The organism is Pseudomonas sp. LBUM1660 (genome assembly GCF_059695935.1).
Map to the genome: position 1 here is coordinate 5,270,888 of NZ_CP166795.1, position 12,319 is coordinate 5,283,206.

8 protein-coding genes and 1 riboswitch are annotated in these 12,319 nt (G+C 60.7%); of the genes, 3 read left to right on the plus strand and 5 right to left on the minus strand.

Going from position 1 to position 12,319, the window contains the following annotated elements; genetic code table 11:
* Nucleotides 1-39 precede the first annotated feature (39 nt).
* From ACA068_RS24410 to ACA068_RS24430, 5 genes are all read right to left on the minus strand, one after another.
* Complete coding sequence (locus ACA068_RS24410) at nucleotides 40-2,778, minus strand: winged helix-turn-helix domain-containing protein (RefSeq protein WP_497305363.1); 2,739 nt, start codon at nucleotides 2,776-2,778, stop codon at nucleotides 40-42.
* A 365-nt stretch (nucleotides 2,779-3,143) separates the two neighbouring features.
* Nucleotides 3,144-4,508, minus strand: coding sequence for a DUF1329 domain-containing protein (locus ACA068_RS24415; protein ID WP_109634739.1), 1,365 nt, complete (start codon nucleotides 4,506-4,508; stop codon nucleotides 3,144-3,146).
* A gap of 28 nt (nucleotides 4,509-4,536) precedes the next feature.
* Nucleotides 4,537-6,423, minus strand: a complete 1,887-nt coding sequence (locus ACA068_RS24420; RefSeq protein ID WP_497305365.1) for a DUF1302 domain-containing protein — start codon at nucleotides 6,421-6,423, stop codon at nucleotides 4,537-4,539.
* 337 nt (nucleotides 6,424-6,760) lie between these two features.
* Entirely contained in the window at nucleotides 6,761-8,443 is a 1,683-nt protein-coding gene (locus ACA068_RS24425; protein WP_497305367.1) for a fatty acid--CoA ligase, read from the minus strand.
* 163 nt (nucleotides 8,444-8,606) lie between these two features.
* A complete protein-coding gene (locus ACA068_RS24430; RefSeq protein ID WP_497305369.1) occupies nucleotides 8,607-9,236 on the minus strand; it encodes a LysE family translocator in 630 nt (209 codons plus the stop codon).
* A 236-nt stretch (nucleotides 9,237-9,472) separates the two neighbouring features.
* Between ACA068_RS24430 and ACA068_RS24435 the strand changes: the two genes are divergently transcribed.
* From ACA068_RS24435 to ACA068_RS24445, 3 genes are all read left to right on the plus strand, one after another.
* A complete protein-coding gene (locus ACA068_RS24435) occupies nucleotides 9,473-10,438 on the plus strand; it encodes a 2-hydroxyacid dehydrogenase (protein ID WP_497305371.1) in 966 nt (321 codons plus the stop codon).
* A 32-nt stretch (nucleotides 10,439-10,470) separates the two neighbouring features.
* Complete coding sequence (locus tag ACA068_RS24440) at nucleotides 10,471-11,469, plus strand: methyltransferase (protein ID WP_497305373.1); 999 nt, start codon at nucleotides 10,471-10,473, stop codon at nucleotides 11,467-11,469.
* 40 nt (nucleotides 11,470-11,509) lie between these two features.
* Nucleotides 11,510-11,634, plus strand: a riboswitch (yybP-ykoY riboswitch).
* Between the two features lie 91 nt (nucleotides 11,635-11,725).
* A complete protein-coding gene (locus tag ACA068_RS24445; RefSeq protein ID WP_403107213.1) occupies nucleotides 11,726-12,310 on the plus strand; it encodes a TMEM165/GDT1 family protein in 585 nt (194 codons plus the stop codon).
* Nucleotides 12,311-12,319 lie beyond the last annotated feature (9 nt).

Below are 12,319 nucleotides of genomic sequence, written 5' to 3' on the forward strand. Positions count from 1 at the left end.
GATCGGGGCGTTTTTGTTAACGGTGTAAGCGTTGTGACGCTAGGTCAACAGTCCAAACTCTTTAGCCCGCGCCACCGCCTGCGTGCGCCGCTCAACCCCAAGCTTGCTGTTGATGTGACTGGCGTGGGTCTTGACCGTGTGCAGCGAGATGAACAATTGATCGCTGATTTCCTGGTTCGAGCAACCTTGGGCGATCAGGCGCAGAACGGCCAGCTCACGCGCGCTGAGTTGTTCGGCAACCGGGGATGACTCCACAACCGGGCGGATGGCCGCAGCCGGAAGCTTCTCTGCAAGGCTCTGGGAAACGGCCGTTGGTGCGCAAAGTTGAAGTTGCCCGCGCAGCCAGTCCGGGTGTTCGGCCAGCAATCCGTCGAACGGTTGCAGGACGCCACCGGTTGCCGCTTCCAGCGCCTGGGCCAGCGCCTTGCGGGCCTCAGGCTCACGGCCGCCCGCCAGCAACAGGGTGATTTTCTGCGTCAGCGCCATCACGCTGAGCATTTGCCGTCCCGATTTCTGCCCATGCTCAAGCAGCGCGTTCAAACGCCCCTCGGCCAGCATCGGCTGCCCTTGAATCACCTCCAGCAAGGCTTGCTGCAATTCGATGTGCAGTGGCAGTTGTGGATGAAATTCCGGCGGCGCAGCCGCGTGGTCGCCGTTGTAGGTCTGGCCCAGTCGCGCCAGCCAGGCTTCGGCCAGATCGGTTCGGCCCTGGGCCAGCCAGAGTTCGCATTTGACCAGAGTGATCATCGCCAGGTAGTAGATCGGCGGCACGTCCCAGATGTGCATCAGGCGTTCAGCTTCGGCGAGTTCGACGAAGGCTTTGGCGAATTCGCCGCAGCTACCTTCGAGCCGGGCGATCACGCAGTGGCCGATCAACACGCTGATATCGCGACAGGCTCGGGCTTCACTCAAGCCGGCTTGCAAGCGTGCCCGCGCGGCTTGCGGCTGCAAGCGCACGGCCAGCAAAAAGCCCTCGTACAAAGTCAGGCGTGCGCGCACGGCGTAGAGCCGCTGCGGAGATAAGCCTTGCAGACGTTGCAGGCCCTGACGGACTTCTTGCAGTGAGCGCAGGATCTCCCCACGCGCCTGCAACACCCGTGCGCGGTCGTAATGGGCCAGCGCTTCGAACAGCGGGTTGCCGACCCGTTGCGCCAATTCCAGCGATTCCCGGTTCAAGCTGCGCGCACGCCACAAGTCTCCGTCGGCGATCGCCAGGTTGGACAGGGTTGAAAGGCACATCAGCCGTTGCCCGTAGCGCTTGGCCGGCAGACTCTCCAGTGCTTCGGTGCAATAAAGTTGCGTGAGCACACGATTGCCTCGCCCCCGGGCGATGATGCCGCTCAGGGCCAGCCATTGCGCCAGCATGGACTTCTGCGCGGTCGCCGACGGGGCTGGCAGGAAGCGGCTCAAGTGGGCCGCCAGCTCCTCGGCAGCGTCCAGTTGACAGGCCAGTCCCAACGCCCAGCTATAGAGCACAATCAGCCGCGGTGTGCTGATCAGCAGGCTGTCGGGCAAGTCCATTTTCCAGCGCAGCAACATGCCGACATTCTGTTCGGCGAGCAGTTGTTCTTCAGAGAGGTTTTGCACCAGGTTCGCCGCAACGTCCAGGTGTCCGGCGCGCAACGCCTGCTCCACCGCCTCATCGAGCAACCCCTGCGCATTGAACCAGCGACAGGCGCGCAGATGCAGGCTGGCGGCCGGCACGATCGACTGGGCGGTGGGCCGGGTACGCAACAGGTCGGAAAACAAATGGTGATAGCGATACCAGTGGCCGTGTTCGTCCAGTGGCACCAGAAACACTTGGTGCGCCTGAAGGAAACGCAAGATTTCGGCACTGTCATGGGCCTCGCGGACCGCGTCGCAGAGTTCGCTGCAAAAACGCTCCTGAGGCGCGGTGTCGTAAAGGAATGACTGCACTTCGGCGGGCAGGCAATCGATGACTTCTTCGAGCAGATAATCGCGAATCAGCCCTTCCCCGCCGTGCAGCGACTGCGGCAACGCACCGTCGGTACCGGCTTCGGACGCCGCCAGCAACCAGAAACGCAGACCGGCGACCCAGCCTTCACTGCGCTGGATCAGGTTTTCCAGTGCCTCGCCGCGCAAGGAACTGCTGTGTCGGTCGAGCAACGTGAGGGCTTCATCGTGGGTCAGTCGAAGGTCCTGCTCATGCAACTCGAGCAGTTGTCGCGACAAGCGCAGACGCGCCAGGTGCCAGTCCGGACGCTGTCGACTGGTCACCATGACCAGCAAGCCATCAGGTAAATGATTGAGGAAAAATTGCAGGCAGCGGTCAAGTACCGGACCCTGGGCCAGATGATAGTCATCCAGCACCAGCAGCAAGGGTGTCATCGGCGAAAGGTGGTTGGCCAGTTCATCGAGCAACCCGTCCAGCCATTCTTCGAAGGCGAAGGGCTGATGGCGCTGACGCATTTTCAACAGGCCCAGAGCCTGACTGCCGAGCGTCGGAAAGTAATCCTGAAGACCTTCGAGCAAGCGCTCGAGGAAACGGCCCGGATCGCTGTCTCGAGGACTCAACCCCAACCACAGACTGTGCCAATGGGCCGGCAGCCCCTGGCAGAACTCCACCGCCAATGAGCTCTTGCCGAAGCCGGCGGGGGCGCTGACCAGCAACAGCCTGCCACCGAGACCTGCACTCAGGCGCTCGCACAGGCGAGGCCGCAGCACATGGCCGTCGGGCAACGGGGGCCGAAAAAAGCGCCCGTCCAATGCCGCGACGGCAACGCTTGCAGGGCCCGGGAGTGGGGACAGATCAGTCATGGCCGGCTCTTGTTTGAATTGCGGGTGGCGGCGTTGCAGATGTCCGCAGACTATCGGTAAACGAAGAGGGAATGAAGGTTATTGCTACAAATGGCTACAAAAAGAATACAAGCAGAAGTTGCGGGACTCGGGATGAAGTTTTCCTGACTGACCGTGTCGCCCCCTTCGCGAGCAAGCCCGCTCCCACACTGGATCTCCATTGCCCACAAATCTCATCCTCACTGAGGGATCAAATGTGGGAGCGGGCTTGCTCGCGAAGAGGCCATCACCGGCACCAGAGATTCAGGGGCCAAACCCCGGGCAAAAAAAAACGCCCCGAACCAGTCGGGGCGTTTTTCGAGGGTGCGGCCTCTGTTCAGTGCAGGTTAACGAACCCCGTCCTGACGCAGCGCAGCGGGGGTGAAATCGCTGGTGGTCGCAGTGAAGCCGAAGTCATACGCCGACTTCTCTTCGTTTTTCATGCCCAGTGCCAGGTAACGGCCCGATTGCAGGTCGTACAAGGTTTCCAGGGTGTACCACGGCACTTGCACGTTGTAGTAGTTCTGGGAGTGAGCTTCCGCCACACGCCACAGTTGATTACGGCCGTCGTAGTGGTCGATCACCGCGGCTTGCCAGGTGTCTTCGTCGATGTAGAAGTCACGTTTGGCGTAGATGTGACGCTGACCTTCTTTCAAGGTGGCAACCACATGCCAGACCCGGCGCAGCTCGTAGCGAGCCAGATCCTGGTTGATGTGACCGGCCTTGATGATGTCGTCGTACTTCAATTGCGGCGAATCGAGTTTGTAACTGTCGGAGGCGATGTACATCTCTTTCTTGCCTTCGAGTTTCCAGTCGTAGCGATCCGGCGCACCGTTGTACATGTCCAGGTTGTCGGAGGTACGCAGGCCGTCAGCCGCAGTACCCGGCCCGTCATAGGACACTTGTGGCGCACGACGCACGCGGCGTTGACCGGCGTTGTAGACCCACGCCGAACGTGGCTCTTTAACCTGGTCGAGGGTTTCGTGCACCAGCAGTACGCCACCGGCCAGACGTGCTGGCGCGGTCACTTTCTGCTTGAAGTAGAACAGGATGTTGCCAGGGTTTGCCGGATCGTAGTCCTTCATCTTGTCGCGGAACACGAACTGATCCTGGAAGTACACCAGGCTGTACGAGCCGTTCGGTTGCGGCGTGGCCTGGGTCACCAGACGGGTCACGCTGCCACCGCGATAGCGGGTGATGTGGTTCCAGATGACTTCAACGCCGGTCTTTGGAATCGGGAACGGTACGGCGGTTTCGAAGTTCTCCAGACCGTTGCCGCCGGACACCAGGTTAGTGGAGGTGGCGTTTTTCTTGATGGAGGCAAACACGGCATCCGGCACGGTCGCGCCGCGATGGGACGGGTAAACCGGCATCTTGAAGGTTTCCGGGTAGCGCTTGAACATCGCGTACTGGCCCGGAGCGAGTTTGTCCTTGTATTGGTCGACGTTCTGCGCAGTGATGGTGAACAGCGGTTTTTCACTGGCGAACGGGTCAGACAGGAAGCCTTTGCCGTCGACGGTGCCAGCGTTTTTCGCCATCGGTTTCCAGGCCGGGATCGAACCGTCAGCGTTGCCCGCCATTTCGGCGCCCATCGGCGTCAGGCTCTTGCCCAGTTTGTCCGCTTCGGCGGCAGGCACTGCTGCCATGACGCTGGTCGCCAGCAGCGAAAGCCCCAGAACTCCAGCGTGGAACAGACTCTTTGTTATTTTCATATGTGTGTTCGTCCTGAAAAAACAGTGCTTAGAAGTTCACGCCGACGCTGAGCGCAACGAAGTCGCGATCATCTACGGTGGTGTACTTGCCGTCGAAGAAGTTGGTGTACGCCAGGCTAGCGGTGTAGGTGTTCTGGTATTCGGCATCGACGCCCAGGCTCACCGCTTTGCGACCTTCTTCGAAGTTGCCGCCAGGGCCAGGCGAGTAACCGTCGACGTCGTGGGACCAGGCCACGTTCGGCTTGAGGTTCACACCGGCGAACACGTCGTTGTATTCCCAGATGGCGCGACCGCGGTAGCCCCACGAAGTCGCCGTGGTGAAGCCGTCGCTGTTGCAGTTGCGGCTGCGGTTGTTGGTCGCGGTACCCGGACCGGCACCGTTGATGGTGCTGGTGTTGAGTGCCACGCAGGTATTCACCGCGCCAGTGGCTGGCAATGAACCCGGGCCGTAGACCGGGTCGCGGCCGTAACGAACGTCGGAAGTGCTTTCCAGGCCGCCGACGTGAGTCACGCCCACTTCGCCCACCAGGGTCAGACGGCTAGCACCCATCACCTGATCAAAGAAGTGCGTCAGGGTAGTCTGGAACTGGGTCACTTCTTTACGGCGATAGCCGTGCAGGTCTTGACCCGGGCCGGCAGAGAGCAGCGAAGCATTGCCCAGAGCGCCGCCCAGAGGACGTACACCGGCGAACAGAATGTCGGTGGAGTTGAGCTGCACCGGTGCATTCGGACGGTAGCTGATCTCACCGCTCCATGCCGTACCGGTAGGCAGGGTGGTGGAGAAGCTCAAACCGTAGAGGCGGATGTCTTCAGGGTATTCGATGAAGTATTTCGAGTTACCTGCCACCAGCAGTGGCGCGAGTGCGGCGAACGGACCTGGCAGAGACGCCGCGGTGTTATAGACCGACTGCGGCGCACCCGTGGCGCTGAAGATCGGCGCACGGCTGTGGTAGTTCATGAAGTAGGCACCGAACTCGGTGTCCAGCGGCTCGAACATGTACTTGAGGGACGCGCCCCACTGGCCGCTGTCGCGAGCATCACGATCGCCGCCACGCTGGACCAGCACACCTTCCTCGTTGACATTGACGCCGTTGGCGGCCAATGGACCCAACGCAACGGCTGGAATCTGCGAACGCTTGTTCAGCACGCGCAGATTGTTGTCGCAACCATCGGCAACAATGTCCGGCTGCGAGAAGAACGTGCCGCAGTTATCGACAACGGTCTGGTCCCATTCCAGCTGGTAAAAGGCTTCTGCCGACAGGTTTTCAGTCAGGCTCTGGGACACATAGAACATGTTGACCGGGATCAGGCCTTCCTTGATCTCGGCACCCGGACGACGGAACGCGGACACGTCGATCGGGTTGATCGAGTTGATACCGCCGCCGATGAAGGTACTTTCACCCCAGCTCACTACCTGCTTGCCCAGACGCACGGAGCCCGGCTGATCGGCAACGGAGTAGTTGTGGTAGACGAAGGCGTCGAGGATTTGCCCGCCGGAGGACTTGGCGCCTTCCTTGCGGTTGTCATTGCTGACGTTTTTGAATTCCAGGTCTTCGTTTTGCAGCGCGAAGTCGTACCAGTATTTGCCCCGGACAAAGACGCCGGTATCACCGTATTTCAGCTCAAGGTCATGGATGCCCTTGAAGATCTTCGAAAAGGCTTGGCCGCTCTTGAAGTTCAAGTGGCCGTCGTCGGAGGTCTGGGACAGACCGTGTCCACCGTTGTTGACGCCGATCAGGTTCTTGTTCGGCGACTGGGTCGACACGCTCATACCCAGGGAGAGCGACGAATCGAACTGACCTTCGATTTCACCAACGTTGAAACTGACGCCGAATGCAGGCCCGGCGAGCGAAGAGGCGAGACTGACCGCCAGGGGCAATTTCGCCCGGCGCCAGAACGTGTTTACTGATGTCATCGACGCTACTCCATGTGCATTATTGTTATGGCAGTTAGCACTTCTAAAAACGTTGTGGATGACGGGGAGCCAAAGCGTCCCGAAGTCACTCCAAAATTGCATCGCCCCGTTTGTGCGTTTGCTTGCGTTCTTAAAAATCCTTGAGCGGACTATAGCCAGCAGGTAGTACTGCTTGATCCCTCTAAAGTGTGATTTGCAGCTGCCGGCCACTCTGGAACAGTCCTTTCGCCAGTCCGACACCTGTCGGCACGGCAAGGATGGCTGAAAATTCGGATTTCACAAGCCAAGCGCTTGCTTGGTGAGGCTGGCGTGCCTTTTTGGGCACGCCAGCGGGCGCTTAAAGCGTCGAAAGGAAGGTGCTGTTGTTGGCCTGCCACTCAGTGATGTCGAGGCGGATACGCTTCTTGTCGAGCTTGCCGACACTGGTCTTGGGAATTTCAGTAACAAGGGCGATCTGACTCGGGATCGCCCACTTGCTCAGGTGGCCCAATTCCACGAATGGCTTGAGGTGCTCTTTGAGCTCTTTAGCCCCGATCTCATGCCCTTCGCGGATCACCAGCAGCGCAAACGGGCGCTCGCCCCACTGTGGATCGGCGATGCCCACCACTGCTACTTCGCGTACCGCTACGTGACGGCTGATCAGATCTTCGAGGTCCAGGGAGGAGATCCACTCGCCGCCGGTCTTGATCACGTCTTTGATGCGATCACGAATGTCGATCACGCCCATGCTGTCCAGCGTTGCCACGTCGCCGGTGTGCAGCCAACCCCCAGCCCAGAGCTCGGCACCCTTCTGCGGCTCGTTGAAGTAGCCCTCGGTGAGCCACGGCGCACGCAGCACCAGTTCGCCCTGAGTCTCGCCATCGGCGGGCAGGAAGTTGCCGTCGGTGTCGACAATCGCCGCCTCCACCAAAGGCCCCGGTACCCCGGCCTTGATGCGATACGTGGTGCGTTCGTCTTCGGTGCCGGCCATCAACTCATCGTTGAGGTGGGCACAGGACACCAACGGCCCGGTTTCCGACATGCCGTAAGCGGCGGTCAGCTGAATGCCCTTGGCCTTGGCGGCTTCGTACAGTGCACGGTTCAGCGCACTGCCGCCGATGACGATTTTCCAGCCGCCGAAATCCGTGCTCTGCGCCGCCTTGGAATTGAGGACCATCTGCAGGATGGTCGGCACGCAGTGAGAAAAGGTGACCTTCTCCTTGCGCCACAGCTCCACCAGGTATTCCGGGTCGTAACGGCCGGGATAAACCTGCTTGAGCCCGAGCATGGTCGCCACATACGGCAAGCCCCAGGCATGCACGTGGAACATCGGCGTGATCGGCATGTATACGTCGTTGGTGCCCAGCAGCCGCACGCTGTCGATGGCGCCCATGATGGTCGACACGCCCATGGTGTGCAGCACCAGTTGCCGGTGGGTGAAGTACACGCCTTTAGGGTTGCCGGTGGTGCCCGTGGTGTAGAACGTGGTCGCGACCGAGTTTTCGTCGAAATCCTGGAAGTCGTACTGCGTGCTCGCGGCCGCCAGCAACTGCTCGTACTCGCCGACCAGGTTCGGCAAATCGGCGGTTTTTTCCGGCAGGTCGGTCAGCAGGAGGGTTTTCTCGACCGTGGTCAGGTGCCCGGCAATCGCCTGATACAGCCCGACGAACTCGCTGTTGACCAGCACGAAGCGGTCCTCGGCGTGGTTCATGGTGTAGAGGATCTGTTCCGGTGACAGGCGCACATTGATGGTGTGAATCACCGCGCCGATCATCGGGATGGCGAACATGCATTCCAGATACCGATGGCTATCCCAGTCCATAACCGCCACGGTATCGCCGGCCTTGACCCCGGCTTGCGTGAGCACGTTGGCCAGCCGCGCGACCCGCTCGATCAGGGTCGGATAGCTATAGCGCACCTGGTCTCGGTAAATGATCTCGCGGGTTTTTTCGTAACGAGCGCCGGACATCAGCAGCCGCTTGATCAGCAGCGGATACTGGTAAGCGCCTTCGGCTGGGGGGATAACGCGAGTCTGCAACATAAGAATCCCTTTTCTGACTGCACGGTGTTGGCTTTTAGAGGTAAACACTCTAGAACCCTTATACGCCGGCCAAATCAGCCAAAGGAATGATTTGCAGAGCCTTACAAATGCTAGCTTTGCGCCAGCATTTGCGGGAATTCGTTATCCGAAAGGTTTTGCGCGATCAATGCATCTCGGTGAAGGCGAGTTTCACGCCGATGGCAATCAGTACCACGCCCATGGTCCGGTCGAACCAGTGGCCCATCCGCGCAAAGCCGGCGCGCACGCGCTGCTGACTGAACAGCCGCGCCACCAGACAGAACCACACGGCCGTCGCCGCCGCGAGATAGAGCCCGTAGCCCGCCTGTACCGCCAGTGGCGTGTGCGGGTTGATCACCACGGTGAACAATGACAGGAAGAACAGCGTGGCTTTCGGGTTCAGACCGTTGGTCACGAAACCTGAGGTGAAGGCACCGCGAGCCGTGCGTTCGCCGGCCTCTTTGTGCAGGCCGTCGTCGACCGCTTTGGCCGGTTGCGCGCGCAGGGCCTTGTAGCCGATGTACAGCAAATACGCGGCCGCGGCCCATTTCAAGGCGTTGAACAGCACGATCGACTGCGACACGATCAGGCCGATGCCGAGCAACGAATAACCGACGTGCAGGAAAATCGCCGTGCCGACGCCCAGCGCTGTCCAGGTCCCGGCACGACGACCGTGAGTCACGCTTTCACGCACCACCACGGCGAAATCCGGGCCCGGGCTGGCGACGGCGAGCAAGTGAATCAGGGCAACAGTCAAGAACTCTGTCCAGTACATGGGGGCTCCTTTGTGGGGCAGATTGGTCTGATTGAAATTCATAGGCGCCCCTGTGGGAGCGGGCTTGCTCGCGAAGGCGGCGTGCCAGGTAATAAAGATGTCGACTGACACGCCCTCTTCGCGAGCAAGCCCGCTCCCACAGGTTCAGCGTCCGACCTGGCAATGGGTAACCATTTGTTTCATCTGGTAGGCTCGGCAGATTACGCCTTCAGTTCACTGCACAAAAGGTACAGTTGATGACGAACTCTCGCCGCGCCGTTTTTCTCGACCACCCTTCGCTGGACCTGGGCGACCTCGATCTCAGCCCGTTGCGCGACTGCTTTGACGACTTGCAGCTGTTCGCACAAACCACGCCGGAGCAGGTGATCGAACGCCTCAAGGGCGCCACCGTGGCCATCAGCAACAAGATCCCGGTCGACGCCAACGCCATCGCCGCCAGCCCTGATCTGAAGCTGATCCTGATCACCGCTACCGGCACCAACAACGTCGACCTCGCGGCCGCTCGCGCCCACGGAATCACGGTCTGCAACTGCCAGGGCTACGGCACGCCGTCGGTGGCACAGCACACGATCATGTTGCTGCTCAACCTGGCCACGCGTCTGGCGGACTATCAGAAAGCCGTCGGTGAAGGCCACTGGCAGCAAGCGAAACAGTTCTGCCTGCTGGATTACCCGATTGTCGAACTCGAGGGCAAAACCCTCGGTCTGCTCGGCCATGGCGAACTGGGTGGCGCGGTCGCGCGGCTGGCCGAAGCGTTCGGCATGCGCGTGCTGTTGGGTCAGATTCCCGGGCGCCCTGCCCGGCCGGATCGCTTGCCGCTGTATGAACTGCTGCCGCAAATCGACGCGCTGACCCTGCACTGCCCACTCAACGAACACACCCGCCACTTCATCGGTGCCCGAGAGCTGGCCTCGATGAAACCCGGCGCTTTCGTGGTCAACACCGCACGCGGTGGCTTGATCGATGAACAGGCGCTGGCAGATGCGTTGCGCAAGGGTCATCTGGGCGGCGCGGCCACCGATGTGCTGAGCGTCGAGCCACCGACCGCTGGCAATCCCTTGCTGGCCCACGACATTCCACGGCTGATCGTCACGCCGCACAACGCCTGGGGCAGTCGCGAGGCGCGGCAGCGGATCGTCGGTCAATTGACTGAAAACGCGCAGGGCTTCTTCAGCGGTAAAGCGCTGCGGGTTGTCAGTTGATAGACTGCGGCACTTTTTTCACAGGAGCAGTTATGGATCCGCGCAGTGAAGTACTGCTTCGTCAGGCCGAGTTATTCCAGGGTTCGGTGCTGCTGGCCGGTTTGCCCGCCGATGACTTGCTGGGCCGTCTGCCCGACGCCCATGGCTGGTGCTGGCATGCCGGCGATCAAGCGGCGCTGGAGGCACGCTTCCCCGAGCGCAGCCATTTTGGCGTGAACGCACCTGAGCCTGAGTTCGAGACCGCGGTGGTGTTTTTGCCCAAGTCCAAGGACCTGACCGACTACATCCTCAACGCCCTCGCCTCGCGCCTGGCCGGTCGCGAGTTGTACCTGGTGGGTGAAAAACGCAGCGGCATCGAAGGCGCAGCCAAGCAACTGAACCCGTTCGGCAAGCCACGCAAGCTCGACAGCGCGCGGCATTGCCAGCTCTGGCTGGTCACCGTGGCCAACGCGCCAGCAGCCAAGTCGCTGGAAAGCCTGGCCCAGACCTATGAATTGCCGCTGGCCGAAGGTCCGCTGAAAGTCATCAGCCTGCCGGGCGTGTTCAGCCACGGTCGGCTGGATCGCGGTAGCGCGCTGCTGCTGGAACATCTGGACAAGTTGCCGAGCGGCCACTTGCTCGACTTCGGTTGCGGTGCCGGTGTGTTGGGCGCTGCGGTGAAGCGTCGTTATCCGCACAATCAGGTGACATTGCTCGACGTCGACGCATTCGCTGCCGCCAGCAGTCGTTTGACGCTGGCTGCCAATGGCCTTGAAGCCGACGTGATTACCGGTGACGGTATCGACGCGGCACCGATGGGTTTAAGTGCAATTCTGAGCAATCCTCCGTTCCATGTCGGCGTCCACACGGACTACTTCGCCACCGAAAACTTGCTACGAAAAGCAGCCAAACATCTGAAAAACGGCGGCGAACTGCGACTGGTCGCCAACAGCTTCCTGAAGTACCAGCCGCTGATCGAAGAGCACTTGGGCGTGTGTGCGATCAAGGCCGAGGGACAGGGTTTCAGAATTTATCGGGCCAAAAGAGGCTGACAAATAAGTGCTTGCCTAACGGGTTTCGCCTAGGCAGAATCCGCTCCGTCCTAGGGGAGTAGTCTCCCACGAGCGCCATGCTCGTCCGGCATACGTCAACATACTTGGTCAACAGACCATGGCGTATGCGACCCAAGCGTCCGCATCAGACGGATCGCAGGGTTTGACAAGACCTATGACACGAACACCTTACCCGGGGCGGGAAGGCTGTACGTGTCATAGCCGTGTCGACCCGCCCCTTAGGAAAACCCTGATGATGTTGGACTCTCTGCTCGTTCCCACAGCAATCGTTGCCTTGGCCGAAATCGGCGACAAGACGCAACTGCTCGCGCTTATTCTCGCTGCTCGCTTTCGCAAACCCTGGCCGATCATCGCCGGCATCGTCGCCGCGACCCTGGCCAACCACGCGGCAGCCGGCGCGGTAGGTGCCTGGTTCGGCAGTTTCTTCTCGGATGCGGTGTTGCACTGGATCCTGGCGGCGAGCTTCGCCGCGACCGCACTGTGGACCCTGGTGCCGGACAAGATGGACGACGATGAAGCCAGCACCGCCCGCAAGTTCGGGCCGTTCCTGACCACGCTGATTGCGTTTTTCCTGGCGGAAATGGGCGACAAAACCCAGGTCGCCACGGTGATGCTCGCCGCGCAATACCCGGATTTGTGGCTGGTGATCATCGGCACCACCGCCGGGATGCTGATTGCCAACGTGCCGGTGGTGTTGGCCGGTAACTTTGCCGCGGACAAATTGCCGCTCACCCTGATCCGTCGCCTGGCGGCTTCGGCGTTCTTTGTCCTGGCGATTGTGGCGGTGTACAAGGCGATGCAGAGCAGTGGGTGGGTTTGATCTGATAGC

Coding starts and splice junctions, on each gene's coding strand:
- ACA068_RS24410 (WP_497305363.1), bottom strand. CDS start 2,778: ATGACTGATCTGTCCCCACTCCCGGGCCCTGCAAGCGTTGCCGTCGCG.
- ACA068_RS24415 (WP_109634739.1), bottom strand. CDS start 4,508: ATGAAAATAACAAAGAGTCTGTTCCACGCTGGAGTTCTGGGGCTTTCG.
- ACA068_RS24420 (WP_497305365.1), bottom strand. CDS start 6,423: ATGACATCAGTAAACACGTTCTGGCGCCGGGCGAAATTGCCCCTGGCG.
- ACA068_RS24425 (WP_497305367.1), bottom strand. CDS start 8,443: ATGTTGCAGACTCGCGTTATCCCCCCAGCCGAAGGCGCTTACCAGTAT.
- ACA068_RS24430 (WP_497305369.1), bottom strand. CDS start 9,236: ATGTACTGGACAGAGTTCTTGACTGTTGCCCTGATTCACTTGCTCGCC.
- ACA068_RS24435 (WP_497305371.1), top strand. CDS start 9,473: ATGACGAACTCTCGCCGCGCCGTTTTTCTCGACCACCCTTCGCTGGAC.
- ACA068_RS24440 (WP_497305373.1), top strand. CDS start 10,471: ATGGATCCGCGCAGTGAAGTACTGCTTCGTCAGGCCGAGTTATTCCAG.
- ACA068_RS24445 (WP_403107213.1), top strand. CDS start 11,726: ATGTTGGACTCTCTGCTCGTTCCCACAGCAATCGTTGCCTTGGCCGAA.